The organism is Labedaea rhizosphaerae (genome assembly GCF_004362825.1).
Lineage (GTDB): Bacteria > Actinomycetota > Actinomycetes > Mycobacteriales > Pseudonocardiaceae > Labedaea > Labedaea rhizosphaerae.
In genome coordinates this window covers 523,181-541,855 of record NZ_SNXZ01000001.1, presented here as the reverse complement: position 1 = coordinate 541,855, position 18,675 = coordinate 523,181, and the positions used below count along the sequence as shown (strand labels likewise).

The following is an 18,675-nucleotide window of genomic DNA, read 5'->3' as shown; positions in this document are numbered from 1 at the left end:
TTCGCGTGCTCCTCGTGCGTCCCGTGCCTCAGGCGGTTTCGGCCAGTTGCGAGCTCAGCTGCTTGGCGAGCACCCGCTCCAGCACCTCGTTGATCTCCTCCGGGGTCAGCTCCGCGGCCTCGGGGACGTCTTGCAGCGCGACGGCCAGGATCGGCGCCACGTCCTGCTCGAGCAGGTTGTCGACGGCCTCCGCGACGACTGGCGAATCGGCGAACTGCTCGACCAGTTCGGCCTCCTCGGTCACCTGCTGGGCCGCTTCGACGGGCGTCTCCCCGGGCGTCTCCCCGCTCGGCTCCCCGACCTCGGTGACCGTCTGCTGGTCGACCGCGACCAAGCCGAAGTCGGCCAGGTAGCCGACGCGGGCGGGGAGGTCGAGCGTTCCGGCGTGGCCGACCAGGGCGTTGGCCTGCTCGCGCAGCTCGGTGGCGAACTTGGGCTCCTCGCCCGCCCAGTAGGTGAAGCCCTCGGCGAACTCGGTCCAGGTGTCGTCGGCGCCGTTCCACGCGCCCGCCCAGCGCTCCAAGTACGCCGCCCAGTAGGACTCGTCGTAGGGCTCCCCGTCCCCGTCCCCGTCCCCGACGGCGGCCTCGGCCGGCAGCTCACCCTGCCCGGCGTATGCGGCGGCGAGACCCGCGCGGTACAAGCCGAGGACCTCGGCGAGGACCGCGTCCGGTGCGTCGCCCGCCAGGTCGGCGATGACCGCCATGGGGTCGTTCACGTTGGCCAGGTAGCCGCGGAACGCCTCGACGTTGGCGCCGTGAGCGGAACTGGCGGCATTGTCGAATGCCGACCAGAACCGGTCGAAATCCGGTGGATTTCCGTCGTTTTCAGCTACGGCGGCGTGATACGTCGAGCTGATCAGGCTGAACCAGCGTTCAGCGGTGTTTTCGTCGTCGTGCCACACCGCGGTGATGGCGGTAGCGGTGGGCTCATCGGTGATTGACATGGGCGACAAACCCCTTCGGGTGGTTGGATTCCACCGCTCAAGGTAGGTCGCGGGCCGGTGCGTGCCGGGTCGGTGCGGGTAGCCGATCGGGCATGCGAAAAGGGCCGCCAGTGCAGGTGCAGGCGGCCCTTTTCGTGGAAAGCATCAGGCAGCTGAAGGAGCGGACACTCCCGCGGTCAGCAGGGGTTGCACGAGGGTGGCGAATTCCTGCTGGCCGGACCGGTTCGGGTGGTACGACTCGGTGATCGGGTTGGACAGCCCGTTGAGCCATTCGACGTCGTCGCAGATGGCGTGGCCGGTGAACGGGCCGCGCGAGTCGACGAAGCCGAATCCGTGCGCGGCCGCGCGCCCGGCGGTGGTGGTGGCGAGGATGTCGGCCGTGGTGTTCAGGTCGGCTTCCTCCTGCGAGCTGATCCTGGCAAGCAGGTTGCAGGTCTCACCGTTGAACAGCCGCGGGTACCCGACGACGACCACGCGGGCGTTCGGCGCCTTCGCGCGGATCTGGTTGTACACGTTGTCCAGCAGGCCGGGCAGCGTGTTGCGGATGAAGCTCTGCGAGTTCGAGATCTGCGACGTGCAGGTGTACGGCCACGGCTTGGCGCACTGGGTGATCACATCGGAGAAGCCCGCGTCGTTGCCGCCGATGGAGATCGTCACGTAGGACGTGCCGGAGTTGAGCGTGCCGAGCTGGTTGCTCAGCACGTCGCCGGTGCGCGCGCCGCTGCACGCCTGGAAGCTCAGCGTCGCGCCGAGCCGGTCCGCCTCGATCTTCGGGTAGGCGTAGTTGGAACGCATGCAGTTGGTGCCGTCGTTGATGTACTCGCGGGTGCCCACCCCTGACGAGTACGAGTCGCCTAACGCGACGTAACTCGGTGCGGCGGACGCCGATCCGGCGCCGACGACCAGACCGGCGGCCACGACGAGCGCACCAGCGCCCGCCGCGACCACCGCACGAATCCGGGACATTCGCATGGCTGTGGTCCTCTCCCACAGGCGCCGGGCCCTCGACCAGCGCAGGTAAGGAGTTCACCACATGCGGGTTGAACCGGGGTAGACCTTGACAGGTGAATCAGAGCTTGCCGACGACCCACTCGATGGCCTTGGTGAGCGTGGTGACGTCCGCCGGCTCGATGGCCGGGAACATGCCGATCCGCAGCTGGTTGCGACCGAGCTTGCGGTAGGGCTCGACATCGACGATCCCGTTGGCGCGCAACACCTTCGCCACCACCGCGGCATCGACGTCGTCGCTGAAGTCGACCGTGCCGACCACCTGCGAGCGGTGCGCCGGGTCGGCCACGAACGGTGTCGTGTACTCGGTGTTCTCCGCCCACGTGTACAACCGATCGGAGGAATCCTGGGTGCGCGCGGTGGTCCAGGCGAGCCCGCCGTTGCCGAGCATCCACTCGATCTGGTCGGCGAGCAGGAACAGCGTCGCCACGGCCGGGGTGTTGTACGTCTGGTCCTTGCGGGAGTTGTCGAGCGCGGTCGGCAGCGACAGGAACTCCGGCACCCAGCGGTCGCTCGCGCCGATCTCGTCGACCCGCGCGACCGCGGCCGGGCTGAGCAGCGCGATCCACAGGCCGCCGTCGGAAGCGAACGACTTCTGCGGCGCGAAGTAGTAGGCGTCGAAGTCCTCTGCCTTGACCGGGAGACCGCCCGCGCCGGACGTGGCGTCGATGGCGACGAGCGCGCCGTCGCTGCCCTCGGGCCTGCTCACCGGAACGGCGACACCCGTAGAGGTCTCGTTGTGCGCCCAGCCGACCAGGTCGGCGCCCTGCTGGTAGGCGATCTCGGGCGCGGTGCCCGGCTCGGCCTTGACCACGATGGAGTCGGCCAGGAACGGCGCGTCCTGGGTGACCTTGGCGAACTTCGAGGAGAACTCGCCGTAGGTGAAGTGCTGGGCCCGCTCGCGGACCAGGCCGAACGCGGCCGCGTCCCAGAACGCGGTCGTGCCGCCGTTGCCGAGCACCACCTCGTAGCCGTCGGGCAGGGCGAACAACTCGGACAGACCGGCGCGCACCCGGCCGACCAGCGACTTGACCGGCTTCTGCCGGTGCGAGGTGCCGAGCACGGCGGCCCCCTCGGTGGCGAGCTTGGACAGCTGCTCCGGTCGCACCTTGGACGGGCCGCAGCCGAACCGGCCGTCGCTCGGCTTGAGGTCGTCGGGCAGCTGCAGGGTCGTCGGATCGGTCACGGACTGCGTCATCAGGCGGCGCCTCTCGTACGGGAACGTGTAACGGAAGGGGACCGGCGCCGTTGCCGGGACGTGAACAGTCTCGCACTCCGACCCATCAGGCGTCGGGACGCGTCCCGCAATGCGGGCAGGGTCACCGCCAGCCCTCGGGATCCACGCCGCCGGGCACCGGCGCGGCCGGGTCGTAGGGCGTGCGGGTGAAGATGAAGGTCGCCAGGTCGAGGTGGGTCACCACACCCTGCGCGTCACGCCCGATACGGAGCTTCTCGCCCGCGTAGTAGCCGTCCAGGCCGGTGAACGTCCCGTCGCCGTTCGGGCGGAACCGGGACGCGCGGCCCCGGTCGGCCATCGGCGCGAGGTCGAGCCAGCCGCCGGGCTTGAGCCGCAGCACGTAGGGCGACGGGCCCCAGTGCCAGAGGCCGGTCAGGGCGAGCATCTCCGGGTCGTACTCCGCCATCGGCCGCCACGGCGCGGGCAGGTCCGGCTCGTACTCCTCGACCAGCCGGATCAGGTCGCCGGTCAACGCACCCATGGCCACGCCGGCGGTGGTGTTGGTCAGGGCGAGCGCGCCGGTGGTGCTGACGGGGTCGATGAACGCCGTGGCCAGGAACCCGGGCATCGAGCCGCTGTGCCCGGCGATGCGGCGACCGGAGTCGCGCAGGGTCTGCAGGCCGAGGCCGTAGCCCGACGTCCAGTAGTCGCCGTCCTCGACGTGTGCGGGCTCGCGCATCTCCGCGAGCGTGTCGGGGTGCAGAACTTCGCCGGTGTCGCCGCCGATGAACGCCACCCAACGCGCGAGGTCGGTCAGCGTCGACCAGAGCTGGCCGGCCGGAGCCATCGCCTTCGCGTCCGGTGCGGGCTCGGGTAGCAGGATGTCGGCGAAGGGGTGCACCGCGTAGCCCTGTGCGTGCGGCGCGGTCGGCATCGGCGTCGTTCGAGACATCGCAAGCGGCGCAAGGATTTCGCTGTTCACCGCGGCCAGCCAGGTGGTGCCGCGCAGCCGTGCCACGAGTTCGCCGAGGACGCCGTAGCCGACGTTGGAGTAGTGGAAACGGGCACCGGGCCGGTGCTTCAACTCGTCGCCGGTCATGCTCGCGTCCAGCGCCGCCCAGTCGTTGCCGGGGGAGCGTTCCCACCACTGGCCGGGCGACTCGGAGGTCAGCCCCGCGGTGTGCGCGAGGAGCTGCGCGATCGTCACGTGGCCCATGCTCGTGCCGGGGACGTGCTTGTCGAGCAGGTCGGAGAGGTCCAGCTTGCCCTCGTCGCGCAGGCGCATGACCAGGACCGCGATGAAGGTCTTGGTGATCGACCCGATCCGGTACTGGGTGTCGGCGGTGGGCGCCGCGTCCCCGACGAACCCGCGCACGCCGGACCACCGGATCTCACCGCCCCGCACGATCGCGGCGACCATCGAGGGCGCGCGGCTGCCGGCCTGTTCGGCGGCAAGTCGGCGGAGCAGGGCGAACTCAGTCGTCGGCAGCATGCCCGCATTCTGGCGGATGACCTGCGAACCAGTTCTTGTCGGTGGGGTCTGCCACAGTGACCGCATGACTACCAAACGTGTCTGCCTGGAGGTGACGGTACGCCTCCTGGACTACGACAGCGAGTGCCCCCGCCGGCTCGACGAGGGCACTCTTCACAGCCATACGAACAGGACTCTCCAGCCCTGCGACTCAGTGATCGGCGATGCTGTCCCAGCCTTCGACGTCCTGCGGGTTGCGGGGCCCCGGCCCGATGTAGTGGGCCGACGGGCGCACGAGGCGTCCGGTCCGCTTCTGCTCCATGACGTGTGCGCACCAGCCGGCGGTCCGGGCGCAGGTGAACATCGCGGGCATCATGTGCGGCGGCACCTCGGCGAAGTCCAGGATCACCGCGGCCCAGAACTCCACGTTGGTCTCGATGGCCCGGTCCGGCCTGCGCTCCCGCAGCTCCGCGAGCGCCGCCTGCTCCAGCGCGGCAGCCACCTCGTAGCGCGCGGCGCCGAGTTCCTTGCACGTGCGGCGGAGCACGCGAGCGCGTGGGTCCTCCGCACGGTAAACGCGGTGGCCGAAGCCCATCAGCCGATCGCCCCGGTCCAGGATGTCGCGGACGACCTTGCGGGCGTCCCCGGCCCGCTCGACCTCGGCGATCATGGGCAGCACGCGGGCGGGAGCGCCACCGTGCAGTGGGCCGGACATGGCGCCGATCGCCCCGGAGAGCGATGCGGCGACGTCGGCACCGGTCGAGGCGATGACGCGTGCGGTGAAGGTGGAGGCGTTGAGGCCGTGTTCGGCGGCGGAGACCCAGTAGGCGTCGACCGCCTTGATGTGCGCGGGATCTGGTTCGCCACGCCAGCGGACCATGAACCGTTCGGTGATGGTCGCGCACTCATCGATGCGGCGCTGCGATATCGCCGGGACACCGATGCCGCGCGCCGACTGCGCCACATACGACAACGCCATGACGGACGCGCGAGCTAGCTGGTCGCGGGCTTCCTCGTCGGTGATGTCCAGCAGCGGCTGGTAACCCCAGATCGGGGCGAGCATGGCCAGCGCGGCCTGCACGTCGACGCGGACGTCGCCGGTGTGCACCGGGATCGGGAACGGCTCGGCGGGCGGTAATCCCGACCCGAACCGGCCGTCGACGAGCAGCGCCCACACGTTGCCGAAGGTGACGCGCCCGACCAGGTCCTCGATGTTCACGCCCCGGTATCGCAACGAGCCGCCGTCCCGGTCGGGCTCGGCGATCTCGGTGCGGAAGGCAACAACCCCTTCGAGGCCCGGGCGGTAGCCGTCGTCCTCGTCCGCGGCGGATTGCGCCTGCGGATTGATCGTAGGTGTGCTCACAGTGCGTTCTGCCCTTTCTGGATCCCCGACTGACAAACGCGCGGGCGCCGGCGCACGAGCACAACTTCGCTCCGGCCGGGCAGCACTGCGCGGCTCAAGCGAACACTGCTCCTCCGATCAGACGGTTGGCAATTGCCCTGCGTGGTGTCTTCGGTCACGATTCCGTGAACGATCCAGAAATCGGCGGTTGTCGCTTGGCTTGTGTTGCTCCGATCCGGTGAATCCGATGAATCCGGCCGCCCCACGGGGCAGTGCGGTGAACCTCACGTCCTACGTTTCCGCATGTCGGGAGCGGCATCGATCAAGACATCGATCCAGGTTCCGTGACCGGCACCGGTGCGGACGAGTCGCCATCACCATGGTGGTGGCAGGTCGGGCTACTGGTGTTCATGCGCACGTGAAACACCGTTTGTCGTGTGCGTTCTCACCGTTCGTCCCGGTTTCGCCCCAGCCCGCTTCCCCGTACCGTCGGAGTTCCGCACGCCGCGTCACAACGTGGCAGCGCAGGCCGCCGACAGAACCGCTGGAGGGACCGCATGCCCGACGTGACGCTCGCGTCCGAATCCGCCATCAACCTGCCGGCGATGCGTGTCTCCTACGAACACGGCGAACTCAGCGAAGCGCAGCTCCTCCCGACCTGGCACGAGCAGTTGAAGGCGTGGCTGGACGAGGCGGTCGCGGCCGGGCTGCCCGAGGCGAACGCCATGGTGCTGGCGACCGCGGACGCTGACGGCCTGCCGTCCTCGCGGACCGTGCTGCTCAAGGGCCTCGACGAGCGTGGCGTCGTCTTCTTCACCAACTACACGTCGACGAAGAGCCACGACCTGATGGCCACGCGCTACGCGTCGGCGACCTTCCCCTGGTACGGGCTGCACCGCCAGGCGCACGTGCGCGGCACGGTGGACAAGGTGAGCCTGCAGGAGACGGCGGCGTACTGGGCGCAGCGGCCGCGCGGTTCGCAGCTGGGCGCGTGGGCCTCCCCGCAGTCGGCGGTGGTGAGCGGGCGGCAGTCGCTGGAGTCCGCGCTCGCGGCCGTGGAGCGGCGGTTCGAGGACGTCGACGAGGTGCCGGTGCCGCCGCACTGGGGCGGCTGGCGGATCCGGCCCGAGGTCGTGGAGTTCTGGCAGGGCCGGCAGGACCGGATGCACGACCGGCTGCGCTTCCGGCAGACCCGCGACGGTGCGTGGCGCATCCAGCGCATCGGCCCCTGACCGGGGCGTCTGTCGTCGACACCACACGAACCGAGGTCGTTAGCTGAACTAAGCTAACGACCGTGAGTGCCGCAGCCCAGAAGACGCGATCACGCGCCCGTGGCCTGCTGAGCTCACTGATCATCGACCGCCGCCCGCTGCGCGTTGCCGCGTACCGCAGGCTGTGGACCACGACGATCGTCACCGCCATCGGCAGCCAGTTCACCGCGGTCGCCGTACCGAAGCAGGTCTACGACCTCACGGGTTCGTCCGGCTTCGTCGGTCTGACCGGCGCGGTCGCGCTGGTGCCCCTGCTGGTGTTCGGGCTGTGGGGCGGCGCGATCGCCGACACCGTCGACCGGCGCACCGTGATGCTCGTGAGCAACGCGGGGATCGCGCTCACGTCGGCGTTGCTGTGGTTGCAGGCGTTCCTCGGACTCGACTCGGTCTGGGTCGTGCTGGTGCTGCTTGGCCTGCAACAGGCCTTCTTCGCGGTGAACATGCCGACGCGCACGGCCGCCATCGCGCGGCTCGTGCCGGTGGACCTGCTGCCCGCGGCCATCGCGCTGGGATCGACGGTCGCGCAGTTCGGCATGGTGCTCGGGCCGCTGCTCGCCGGGACGTTGCTGCCGTTCGTCGGACTGTCCACCTTGTACTTGTTCGACGCCACCGCGCTGTGCCTGTCGATGTGGGCGGTGTGGCGGCTGCCGAAGATCCCGCCGCTCTCCGGGCCGCAACGCCGGGCCGGGCTGCGCGACGTGCTGGACGGCTTCCGTTACATGGCAGCGCAGAAGGTGCTGCTGATGTCGTTCCTCGCCGACATCATCGCGATGGTGGCAGGCATGCCGAGGGCGCTGTTCCCGGAGATGGCCGAGCGCGCCTTCGGCGACCCACCGGGCGGCGGCATCGCGCTCGGCCTGCTGTACTCGGCGATCCCGGTGGGCGCGTTGCTGTGCGGCATCTCGTCGGGCTGGCTCTCCAGGCTCCGTCGCCACGGCGCCGCGGTCATCGTGTCCGTTTGCGTGTGGGGCGTGGCGATGGCGGGCTTCGGCCTGGCGTCCTCGCTGTGGCTCGCCGTGGTGTTCCTCGCCCTCGGCGGCGCCGCCGACATGACGAGCATGGTCTACCGCAGCGCGATCCTGCAGACCGCCGCCACCGACGAGATGCGTGGCCGCATGCAGGGCGTCTTCACCGTGGTCGTGGCCGGTGGGCCGCGCATCGCCGACCTGGTGCACGGGTGGACCGCGGCCGCCACCGGGACGGCCGCCGCGGCCGCCGGCGGTGGCGTGCTGGTCGTCGTGCTGACGGTCGTCGCGGCCGCGTGCCTGCCGGTGTTCTGGCGCTACCGGGCTCCGGCGGCCACCGAAGCGGAAGCACCGGCCATGACCGCGGACGAGGCCGGCCGTCCGGCGGCCGAGCCCGCCTGACCGGCGCTCGCGGCCGCGCAGAGCTGGTCGCCGAGTTCGGTGCGGCGGTACAGCACGTGCCGTCCGGCCCGGCGGGAGGTGAGGAGCCCGGCCTCCTGCAACGCCTTCAGGTGCACGTTGACCGTCGGCGCGGCGAGGTCGAGCTGGACCGCGAGGTGATCGGTGGCCATCGGCAGGTCCAGCTGCGTGAGGATCGCCGCGCGGGTCGCGCCGAGCACCCCGGCCAACGGCGACCGGCCACGCGGGGTGCGTGACTCCCACAGCTTGCCGACGCCCCGCGGTGCGTACGTGAGCGCCGGGCTGGGTTCCGCGGTGCGCACCAGCACGTCCGGCCACGCGAACACGCACGGGATCAGCACGACCTGCTGGTCGCCGAGGTCCGCGGTCCCGTCGTAGTACTTGACCACGTGCAGCCACTCGCCGTGCAGGCGTACCGAGGGGTGCAGGGTGCGGAACACCTGCCGCACGCCACCCGCGGCGAGCTCCTCGAGCCGGTGCGTCAGGTCCGCGTGCAGCAACGCGCGCATCGACGGCCAATGCGGTTCGATCGCCACCCGCCAGTACGCGGCCAGTGCGGCCACGAGCCGGTCGAGCGTGGCCTCCGGAGCCGCCGCGGCCTCGGCGAGGGCCGCCTCTCGCTGCGCCCGTCCAGGTCCGGGCATCGCCACCGGGTGCTGCGCGAGGTGCGCCAGTTCGGCGCTGACACGTTCCGGATCGGTCTCGCGGAGTGTCGCGAGCTGTGCCTCGAACGTCGGTTCGCGGCGCATCGGGACCGGGTGCAGGAAGTCCGGCAGGTACCCGGCCGGGCGGATCACGGTGGTGAGCAGGTCCATGTCCGTGACCTCGTCGAGCCTCGGTTGCACGGCGGCGAGCCACGGCCGGTGCAGCCCGGACGGTGCCGCGAGCCGGCGCACGCTGGTCACCGCTTCCCAGAGCGGGGAGCAGGCGAACCGCACGCGGCCGAGGTCGAACCGCAGTCTGATCACGCCCACGAGATTAGGCTCAGAACTAATCATCGGCATCCGGCGCGCTGGTCACCAAACTTGCCGCCATGACGACGAACGAACTGCTCGACGAGGCCTACCTGCGGTTGCACGGCAAAGGCCCGGAATTCGGCGGCGACGAGGAAGGCAACCACGGCCTGACCAACCACGGTCCGATGGCCGTCGAGGTGATGGTCCGCCGCGGGCTCGACCTGGACGTCCACCACTGGCTCGACCGCTACCTCGGCCGGTTGACCGACCTGCCCGGCAGCGTCGCCCCGATCGTGCGTGACGACTGGCGGCCCGCACTGGGCGATCACCGCCGCGTCGGCGACTGGACGACGTTCTTCGGCCGCGAGCTTGCGGAGCGCCCGTGGCGGGACGTGCTCGGCGAGTGGTGGCCCCGGCTGCTGCCCGGCATCGTGGCGGGCTCGACGCACGGCGTCATCCGTGTCGGCCACGCGGTGCGCGCGCTGCGTGCTTCGGAGAGCGATCGGGTCGCGGTTACGGAACTTGCGTACGGACTGGCCTTCTGGGCCGCGCGCTGGCGAGTGCTGCCCGGGGTGACCGCCCCGGTAGGGAACCTGCGGGCGGGTGACGCCCTGACCGCCGTGCCGCGCCTTGCCGACCAGACCGGCGTGATCGCGCACCGGATCGGCCGCCTCGCCGACCTGGCGGGCTGGCCGGACGCGGTGGCCGCGCTGCGCCCGGCGGCCGATCCCGACGACGTCCCGGACCGCCTCCTCGACCTGATGACCGAGGGCGTCCTGCGCTACCGCACGCACGGCGCCGCGAGCCCGGTGCTGCTCGTGCACACCGCGACCGCGCCGAACGCCGTGCGGCAGGTGCTGCCCGTGCTGCCGAAGACCGTGTGGGCGGACAGCTTCGCCGCGGTGTGGGCGGCGTGCGCGGCCATCACGTCGGCGTACGCGCCGGCCACGCCGCTGCCGTTCCCCGGTCCCACGCCGACCGACAGCGACCCGGTCGCCGAGGTCTTCGACCGGGCCGCCCGCCACGGCGACGAGCACGTCATCAAGTTCGCCGACACCGCCGTGGACGTCTTCGACCACACCGGCGACCCGGACGCCCTGGCCGCGGCGTTGCACGCCGCCGAGGTGATCGGAGCGGGATGATCGCGGCGGGCGGATCCGGCCGGTATGTTCGCGTCCCATGGCGCTTCCGACGGGTGAGCAACTGGAGATCAGCGGCGACGGGCATCGCGCGGTCGTCACGACCGTCGGTGCCGGGTTGCGGGTTTTCGAGCGGGGCGGCGTCCCTTACCTGGAGACGTTCCCGGCCGAGGAGAAGCCGCCGCTGGGGGCGGGCTGCGTCCTGGTGCCTTGGCCGAACCGGGTCGCCGGGGCGAGCTGGCAGGGCCACCAGCTCGAGGTGACCGAACCCGCGCGTGGCAACGCGATCCACGGGCTCGTCCGGCGCGACCCGTGGACGGTCAGCGACCGCGGCGACAGCCACGTCGAACTGGAGATCACCGTCGACGGCGCGCCCGGCTGGCCGTTCCGGTTCCGCACGACGATCCGGTACTCACTCGACGCCAACGGTCTGACCGTGCGCCACGGCGTGCACAACCTGGGCGACGCGGACATGCCGTTCGGTGTCGGCGTGCACCCCTATCCACGGCCCGGTGCGACCGATGTGGACGAATGCGTGCTCAGCCTCGCGGCCACGACCCGGCTTCCGCTCGACGCCGACTCCATGATTCCCAACGGCGACCCGGTTTCGTTGGCGGACAAGGACATCGTCCTGAAGACCGCTGACCTGGACACCCCGTTCGGCGGCTGCGAACCCGGCGCGGACGGGTTGATCCGGCACGCCTTGCGTGGCCCGGACGGCGGCGTGCAGGTCTGGGCGGACCCGGACTTCCGCTGGGTGCAGGTCTTCACGCCGCCGGAGTTCCCCGGCCGCCCCGGCCGGGCCGTCGCGATCGAGCCCATGACGTGCCCGCCGGACGCGCTCAACTCCGGTGTGGACGTGTTGACCGTCGCCCCTGGAGCGGATTGGCACGGACGCTGGGGACTCACCCCGTTGGAGTAGCGTCGGCCGCGTGACGACGATAGCGATTACTGGCGGATATGTCGTACCTGTGGACGGTGACCCGATCGAGGACGGCACCGTACTGATCGAGGGCGGGCAGATCACCGCGGTCGGAACCCAAGCCGATGTGGACATCCCGGACGACGCCGAACTCGTCGACGCGGCAGGCAACTGGGTGCTCCCCGGTTTCGTCGAGTCGCACGGCCACGTCGGTGTGCACGAGGAAGGCGAAGCCTGGGCGGGCAACGACACCAACGAGATGACCGACCCGAACGGCGCCCGGTTCCGTGCCCTGGACGGCATCAACCCCGACGACGAGGGCTTCCGCGACGCGCTGGGCGGCGGCGTCACGACCGTGGTCGTGAAGCCCGGTTCCGGCAACCCGATCGGCGGGCAGACCGTCGCGATCAAGGTGTGGGGCCGCACGGTCGACGAGATGGTGCTGCGTGAGCCGTGCAGCGTGAAGAGCGCGCTCGGCGAGAACCCGAAACGGGTCTACGGCGAGAAGAAGCAGACCCCGTCCACCCGGCTCGGCGTCGCCGCGATCATCCGGGACGCGCTCAGCGCGGCCCAGGACTACAACGCCAAGCGCGAGTACTCGATCCGCGAGGGCAAGCCGTTCGAGCGCGACAACACCATGGAGATCCTCACCCGGGTGCTGTCCGGCGAGGTGCCCTGGTGCCAGCACACGCACCGGGTCGACGACATCGCCACCGCGATCCGCCTGGCCGACGAGTTCGGCTACCGCCTGGTGATCAACCACGGCACCGAGGGCCACATGATCGCCGACCTGATCGCCGAACGGGACATCCCGGTGATCATCGGGCCGCTGTTCACCAGCCGGTCCAAGGTGGAGGTCCGGCGCAGGCACCTGCGCAACCCGGGCATCCTGGCGCGCGCGGGCGTCACCATCGCCATCACCACCGACCACCCGGTCGTGCCGATCCACTTCCTGGTGCACCAGGCGACGCTCGCGGTGAAGGAAGGGCTGGACCCGGAGACGGCGCTGCGCTCGATCACCGTCAACCCGGCCAAGATCCTGGGTCTCGACGACCGCGTGGGCGCACTCAAGCCTGGCCTGGACGCGGATGTGGTGCTGTGGTCGGGCGATCCGCTGGACGTGATGAGCCGCGCGTTGCGCGTGTTCGTCCAGGGCAAGGAGGTCTACCACTTCGACGAGAACACCGGCGAGGGCGTGACCAAGTCGCCGTTCTACGCGGAATGACGTGCTCGCGGCGAGTGGGTTCGGTGGTGGCCGAACCCACCCGTCCCGCTACTTGGCCAGTTCGCGGGCGATGACCATGCGCTGGATCTGGTTGGTGCCTTCGAAGATCTGCAGGACCTTCGCCTCCCGCATGTAGCGTTCCACCGGGAAGTCGCGGGTGTACCCGGCGCCGCCGAGGACCTGGACGGCGTCGGTGGTCACCTTCATCGCCGCGTCGGTGCAGACCAGCTTGGCCACCGACGACTGGCGGACGAACGGCAGGCCGCGGTCACGCCGGCGGGCTGCGTCCAGGTAGGTCGCGCGGGCCGAGTCCACGGCGGCGGCCATGTCGGCGAGCAGGAACTCGAGGCCCTGGAAGGAAATGATCGGCTTGCCGAACTGGGTGCGGGTCTTGGCATAAGCCACCGCTTCGTCCAGCGCCGCCTGCGCCAGACCGGTGGCGCACGCCGCGATGCCGAGGCGACCGGACGCGAGGGACGACAGGGCGATCTTGAGCCCGGCACCCTCCGGGCCGATCAGGCGGTCGGCCGGCACGCGGGCGTCGTCGAAGATCATCTGGGTGGTCGTGGAGCCGGTCAGGCCCATCTTCTTCTCCGGCGCGGCCGCCGTCAGGCCGGGCGTGGACGCGTCCACCAGCAGCGTCGAGATGCCGCGGCCGCCGTCGTCGGACGTGCGGACCATCGTCGTGTAGTAGTCGGCGACGCCGCCGTGGGTGATCCACGCCTTCGTGCCGTTCACCACATAGTCGTCGCCGTCGCGGACCGCGCGCGTGGACAGGGCGGCCGCGTCGGAGCCCGCGTGCGACTCCGACAGCGCGTACGCGCCGAGCAGGTCACCGCCGAGCGCGTCGGGCAGCCAGCGCTCCTGCTGCTCGGTCGTGCCGTACTCGGCGAGCGCGTAGCACGACATGGTGTGCACCGAGAGGCCCACACCCATGGACATCCACGCGGTCGCGATCTCCTCGAGAACCTGCAGGTAGACCTCGTAGGGGACGTTCCCCCCGCCCCACTTCTCGTCGTACGGCAGCCCGAGCAGGCCGCTGCGGCCGAGCAACCGGAACTGCTCGCGCGGGAAGCGCGCCTGCTCCTCGTGCTCGGCGGCCACCGGGGCCAGTTCGTCGCGCGCGATCTCGCGGGTGAGGGCGAGCAGGTCGGCTGCGTCGGAATCGGGCAGCAACCGGTCAGCCGGCATCGGGGTCTCCGATCGATACTGAGAACAGTACTGTGGGACAGTTCAGAGTACTGTACGCCGGAGCGCGGCTACTGTGCTTTTCATGACAACACCGCGCCCGCTGACCGCCCGGCACCAGGCGCTGCTCGAACAGCTCGAGGAGCTGTTCCTCGCCGAGGGCTTCGCGTCGTTCACCCTCGACGACCTCGCGGCACGGTTGCGGTGCTCCAAGTCGACGCTCTACGCGCTGGCCGACTCCAAGGAGCAGCTCGCGGTGACCGTCGTGTCGCGGTTCTTCCACAACGCCGCGAGCCGGATCGAGCGCCGGGTCGCGGGGGAGGACGATCCGCGCAAGGTCATCGGCCGCTACTTCGAGGGCATCAGCGAGGAGCTCGGCGTCGCCTCGGAGCAGTTCATCACCGACGTCGCGGGGACCGCGGCGACGCGGACCATCTACGAATCCAGGGCGCGGGAGGCGGCCCGGCGGATTCGGGAATTCCTCGCCGAGGGCGCGCGCATCGGGGTTTTCCGCGATGTGCACACGGAATTGGTTGCGCAAATGGTGAGCCTGGTCATTGAAAGCATCCAAACCGGTGAACTGCGCTCGCGGGTGCGGGTCACCGACGCCGAGGCATTCGCGGGATTGCGGGACCTGCTGCTCGAGGGGGTCATGCGGGACGGGTCACGTCGGTGATCGACTCGCCGCGTCCGGTGTGGACACGGCGCTGGTCCCACGGTCGATTGCCGTCCTGGCCGCCGCGACGGTCGCCGAGGCTGGCACCGCCCGGGCACGGCACGCGACCCTCGTCACACCCGGCGGTGCGTTGGGCGAATTGGCCGACGACGGATGGCGGGATGCACTCCAAGGGGCGACCGCGGTGATCGTCTCCACTGGCGGCGCGCGGTACCCGACCGCGGCCGAATTGGCCGGGAAATGGCCGCCGACATGTGATTACGGTCCCAACGGGTGCCCTCGTGTCCCGGTGCGACTGGGCGCGCGGCGCGCGGAGCACTAGCGTGTGTGGTGACAGGACCCCAACGGGGTGGTGCCTGCGGGGCGGCCGCCGACCGGTCTGCCCGTGCGCATGGTCGCTTCGTCCACCGATGATGACCTACCTTCCGGCCGCTGTGGCCGGGACCACCGCCCCGGAACGAGCGTGAGAGGCAGATGCATGTCCGACGCGACGACTGCGCCGCAATCCGGTTCCACTGTCGCGCTACGCCATGACGGCGGCGAATACGAGATGAAGGTGGTATCCGCCGTAGAGGGCGCGGCCGGGGTGGACCTCGGCAAGCTGCTCGCGACGACCGGCCTTGTGACGCTCGACCCCGGCTTCGTGAACACGGCCGCGTGCTCGTCCGAGATCACCTACATCGACGGCGACGCCGGCATCCTGCGCTACCGCGGCTACCCGATCGACCAGCTCGCCGAGCGGTCGACCTTCATCGAGGTCAGCTACCTGCTGATCTACGGGGAGCTGCCGACCCAGGCGCAGCTCGACGAGTTCTCGTCCAAGATCAGCAGGCACACGCTGCTGCACGAAGACCTGAAGCGCTTCTTCGACGGTTTCCCGCGCGACGCGCACCCCATGCCGGTGCTCTCGTCCGCGGTGTCCGCCTTGTCCACTTTCTACCAGGACAGCCTCAAGCCGTTCGACCAGGAGCAGGTCGAGATCTCCACCGTCCGGTTGCTGGCGAAGCTGCCGACGATCGCGGCTTACGCGTACAAGAAGTCCATCGGCCAGCCGTTCCTCTACCCGGACAACTCGCTCGGGCTGGTGGAGAACTTCCTGCGGATGACCTTCGGCTTCCCGGCCGAGCCCTACGAGGTCGACCCTGACCTGGCGCGGGCGCTGGACCTGCTGTTCATCCTGCACGCCGACCACGAGCAGAACTGCTCCACGTCGACCGTGCGGCTGGTCGGCTCGTCCGAGGCGAACCTGTTCGCGTCCATCTCCGCGGGCATCAACGCCCTGTTCGGCCCGCTGCACGGCGGCGCGAACAGCGCGGTGCTGGAGATGCTCGAGGGCATCCGCGACTCCGGCGGCGACGTCGACACCTTCGTCAAGAAGGTGAAGAACAAGGAAGACGGCGTCAAGCTGATGGGCTTCGGCCACCGGGTCTACAAGAACTACGACCCGCGTGCCGCCATCGTGAAGAAGACCGCGGACGAGATCCTCGGCAAGCTCGGCGGTGACGACCAGCTGCTGGACATCGCCAAGCGGCTCGAGGAGCACGCGCTGGCCGACGACTACTTCGTCGAGCGCAAGCTCTACCCGAACGTGGACTTCTACACCGGCCTGATCTACCGCGCGATGGGCTTCCCGACGAAGTTCTTCACGGTGCTCTTCGCGCTGGGCCGGCTGCCCGGCTGGATCGCGCACTGGCGCGAGATGATGAACGACCCGGCCACCAAGATCGGCCGCCCGCGGCAGATCTACGTCGGCCCGGCCGAGCGCGACTTCGTGTCGATCACCGACCGCTGACACTAACCAAAAGTTAGGGCCCGGCTCACCATGAGCCGGGCCCTTGCGCGTCTCAGGGGTTGAGCGCGTCCCGCACCTGGACCAGGTGGTCGCCGGGGGCGAGCATGCCGCCGGTGTAGACGCGGATCGCGTAGCGGTGGACGAACACGCCGGCGACCGCGGTCAGCAGCAGCGCGAGGATCACCACCAGCGCCGAGGCCGAGCCGAGCGCGATCATGCCCGGCACCAGCACCGGCGCGAACGGCGGCAGCACGGCCAGCACCGCCAGCAGCGTCCCGGACGGCGACGAGATCAGCAGCGCGAAGCCCAGCAGCAACGACAGCAGCGGCAACGCCGAGACCACCAGCAGCACCTTCGTCGCGGCCCAGCGCCCGGGCACCAGCGACCCCGCGGCGACAGCGACCAGGCCGTAGAGCACGGATCCGATCAGCGCCCAGACCACGCCCCAGAACACGGTCGCGATCCCCGCGCCCGGCAACGTCAGCACGCCCATCAGGAGCGCGAGGACCAGGCCGACGACGCCGATCGCGAGCAGTCCCGCGCCGCAGGCCGCAGCCGCGCCGGCGACCCGGCCGGTCGCCACGGCCTTCGGTGTCGCCGCGCCGAAAAGCACCTCGGCGGTCCGGGAGCCGCGATCGGCCGCGGCGCCCGCGGTCAGCCGGGCGGTGCCGACCAACAGTCCGCCGGTGAGCAACAGCACCGTGACCAAGGCCAGCGCGAGACGCTGACCTCGTTGTGGGTCAACGCTTTCCAGCACGTGCACGGAGACCGAAGCCGAGTCGATCGCCTTCACCACGGCCTGCGGGTCCACATCGGACTGTGCGTTCTGGGCCAGCTGTGCGACCTGGCTGAGCAGGACCTGTTGTTGCTGCAACCCGTCCAGCACCGCGCGCAGCCCGCGGTCGAGGCCGTTGCGCACCAGCACCTGCAGTTCCGCGGGGGAGCCGCTGACCAACGCGTCCAACGCGCCGTCCTGCACCTGTTCGCGGCCTTGCGCCACCTCGGCCACCTCGGTGACCTCGATGTCGAGCCCGCGGGCGTTCGCCGCCGCGGCCAGCGCGTCGTGCAGGGCGGTCGCCTGCCCGGAAAGCCCGACGGTCGCGTGCTCCGGCGTGTCGAGGACGGCGGCCTGCACGACCAGGTACCCGGCGACGAGCACCACCGCGATCGCGGCGCCGATCGCCAGCAGGCGGCTGCGCAGGGCCACGAGGAATTCGCGCCACGCGCCGGCGCGCAGCACCCGGAAGTCCACTTCGGTCATGAGCCGGACCCCAGCACGGGGGCGAAGAGGTCGGCGAGGGTCGGCTCGCCGCTGCGGAAGGCCCGCACGCGACCCGCGGCCATCGCCATCCGCAGCAGCACCTGGTCGTCGGTGTTGCCGGTCAGGCGCAGCACGGTGCGGCCTTGCTCGGCGGCGACCACCTCGACGCCCGGGATGCCCTCGGCCCAGCCGGGCCGGGCGTCCGGCATTTCGACCACGACCTGCGTGGCGCCCGCGGCACGCAACTCGGCGACGGCACCCTCCGCGACCGACTGTCCGTTGTGGAGGATCGTGACCCGGTCGCAGAACCGTTGCGCCGCAGTGGTGTCACCGGTGGCCACCAGCACCGCGCCACCGCGCTCCGCGTGCTCGCGCAGCACTTGCGCGGTCTGCTCGGCGTGTTCGCCGAACGGTTCGTCGCACACCAGCACGGTGGGCGCGTGCACCAGCGCGCCGGCGAGCAGGACGCGTTCGCGTTCGCCGTCGGTCAGGTCGCGTGCGTGCGCCGAGCGAACTTCGCGCAACCCGAACGCGGCGAGCTGAACCTCCGCGGCGCGGTGCGCGTCGTTGGTCGCCATCGCGTGCAGTTCGGCCAGGTGCACCAGGTGGTCGAGCACCGTCACGCCGTCTGGCAGGCCGCGCCTCTGGGGCAGATACCCCAGCATTGTTCGCGTTCGCTCATTTCTCGGCACACCACCGATCCGCACCTCGCCCGCGTCCGGGTCGACGAGACCGGCGGTGATCCGGAGTGCAGTCGTCTTGCCCGATCGTGCCCCGCCGAGGATCCCGACGACCTGGCCCGCGTCGGCCCGCACGCTCAGCTCGGTCAGCACCGCCGTGCCGGCATAGCGCTTGGAGATCCGGTCGATCTCCACTGCGGCCTCGGGCACGCCGGACACCTTCCCATCGCGGACGG

Annotated in this window: 16 protein-coding genes; 7 read left to right on the top strand and 9 right to left on the bottom strand. The window is 70.5% G+C overall.

Annotation, left to right across the window (positions count from 1 at the left end; genetic code table 11):
* Positions 1–28 precede the first annotated feature (28 nt).
* From EV186_RS02270 to EV186_RS02250, 5 genes are all read right to left on the bottom strand, one after another.
* The gene (locus EV186_RS02270; protein ID WP_133847403.1) at positions 29–946 is read right to left on the bottom strand and encodes a hypothetical protein; all 918 of its coding nucleotides are present in this window, start codon (positions 944–946) and stop codon (positions 29–31) included.
* A gap of 144 nt (positions 947–1,090) precedes the next feature.
* The gene (locus EV186_RS02265) at positions 1,091–1,918 is read right to left on the bottom strand and encodes an SGNH/GDSL hydrolase family protein (RefSeq protein ID WP_208115455.1); all 828 of its coding nucleotides are present in this window, start codon (positions 1,916–1,918) and stop codon (positions 1,091–1,093) included.
* Positions 1,919–2,015: 97 nt separating this feature from the next.
* Positions 2,016–3,152 (bottom strand): phosphoserine transaminase, encoded by a 1,137-nt coding sequence (serC, locus tag EV186_RS02260; protein WP_424981867.1) that lies wholly within the window; start codon positions 3,150–3,152, stop codon positions 2,016–2,018.
* A 121-nt stretch (positions 3,153–3,273) separates the two neighbouring features.
* Entirely contained in the window at positions 3,274–4,623 is a 1,350-nt protein-coding gene (locus EV186_RS02255; RefSeq protein ID WP_133847402.1) for a serine hydrolase domain-containing protein, read from the bottom strand.
* 190 nt (positions 4,624–4,813) lie between these two features.
* Positions 4,814–5,965, bottom strand: coding sequence for a citrate synthase 2 (locus EV186_RS02250; RefSeq protein ID WP_133847401.1), 1,152 nt, complete (start codon positions 5,963–5,965; stop codon positions 4,814–4,816).
* Between the two features lie 536 nt (positions 5,966–6,501).
* Between EV186_RS02250 and pdxH the strand changes: the two genes are divergently transcribed.
* Together pdxH and EV186_RS02240 are read left to right on the top strand one after the other, a co-directional pair.
* Complete coding sequence (gene pdxH / locus EV186_RS02245; protein WP_133847400.1) at positions 6,502–7,176, top strand: pyridoxamine 5'-phosphate oxidase; 675 nt, start codon at positions 6,502–6,504, stop codon at positions 7,174–7,176.
* A 62-nt stretch (positions 7,177–7,238) separates the two neighbouring features.
* Positions 7,239–8,582, top strand: a complete 1,344-nt coding sequence (locus EV186_RS02240) for an MFS transporter (RefSeq protein ID WP_243753781.1) — start codon at positions 7,239–7,241, stop codon at positions 8,580–8,582.
* On the opposite strand, the gene EV186_RS02235 is transcribed toward EV186_RS02240, so the two are convergent.
* On the bottom strand, positions 8,498–9,568 hold the full coding sequence (locus tag EV186_RS02235; protein WP_208115454.1) for an ArsR/SmtB family transcription factor: 1,071 nt from the start codon (positions 9,566–9,568) through the stop codon (positions 8,498–8,500). The genes EV186_RS02240 and EV186_RS02235 overlap by 85 nt on opposite strands.
* Before the next feature lie 65 nt (positions 9,569–9,633).
* On the opposite strand from EV186_RS02235, the gene EV186_RS02230 reads away from it, so the two are divergent.
* The 3 genes from EV186_RS02230 to EV186_RS02220 are packed head-to-tail and all read left to right on the top strand — an operon-like array spanning position 9,634 to position 12,842.
* Positions 9,634–10,698, top strand: a complete 1,065-nt coding sequence (locus EV186_RS02230) for a questin oxidase family protein (protein ID WP_133847398.1) — start codon at positions 9,634–9,636, stop codon at positions 10,696–10,698.
* Between the two features lie 37 nt (positions 10,699–10,735).
* Positions 10,736–11,617: an aldose 1-epimerase family protein gene (locus EV186_RS02225; RefSeq protein ID WP_133847397.1), complete on the top strand. Its 882-nt coding sequence runs from the start codon at positions 10,736–10,738 to the stop codon at positions 11,615–11,617.
* Positions 11,618–11,627: 10 nt separating this feature from the next.
* Positions 11,628–12,842, top strand: coding sequence for an amidohydrolase (locus EV186_RS02220; RefSeq protein WP_166658994.1), 1,215 nt, complete (start codon positions 11,628–11,630; stop codon positions 12,840–12,842).
* A gap of 48 nt (positions 12,843–12,890) precedes the next feature.
* Here the strand turns inward: EV186_RS02220 and EV186_RS02215 are convergent, their stop codons facing one another.
* Positions 12,891–14,033, bottom strand: coding sequence for an acyl-CoA dehydrogenase family protein (locus tag EV186_RS02215; protein WP_133847396.1), 1,143 nt, complete (start codon positions 14,031–14,033; stop codon positions 12,891–12,893).
* A gap of 82 nt (positions 14,034–14,115) precedes the next feature.
* Here EV186_RS02215 and EV186_RS02210 point away from each other — a divergent pair, with 82 nt between their 5' ends.
* The gene (locus EV186_RS02210; protein WP_133847395.1) at positions 14,116–14,706 is read left to right on the top strand and encodes a TetR/AcrR family transcriptional regulator; all 591 of its coding nucleotides are present in this window, start codon (positions 14,116–14,118) and stop codon (positions 14,704–14,706) included.
* A gap of 478 nt (positions 14,707–15,184) precedes the next feature.
* The gene (locus EV186_RS02205; RefSeq protein WP_133847394.1) at positions 15,185–16,498 is read left to right on the top strand and encodes a citrate synthase; all 1,314 of its coding nucleotides are present in this window, start codon (positions 15,185–15,187) and stop codon (positions 16,496–16,498) included.
* Positions 16,499–16,550: 52 nt separating this feature from the next.
* On the opposite strand, the gene EV186_RS02200 is transcribed toward EV186_RS02205, so the two are convergent.
* Both EV186_RS02200 and EV186_RS02195 read right to left on the bottom strand, forming a co-directional pair.
* Positions 16,551–17,759, bottom strand: coding sequence for an ABC transporter permease (locus tag EV186_RS02200; RefSeq protein ID WP_133847393.1), 1,209 nt, complete (start codon positions 17,757–17,759; stop codon positions 16,551–16,553).
* Positions 17,756–18,649 (bottom strand): ABC transporter ATP-binding protein, encoded by an 894-nt coding sequence (locus EV186_RS02195; protein WP_166658993.1) that lies wholly within the window; start codon positions 18,647–18,649, stop codon positions 17,756–17,758. Before EV186_RS02195 ends, EV186_RS02200 begins: the two co-directional genes overlap by 4 nt.
* Positions 18,650–18,675 lie beyond the last annotated feature (26 nt).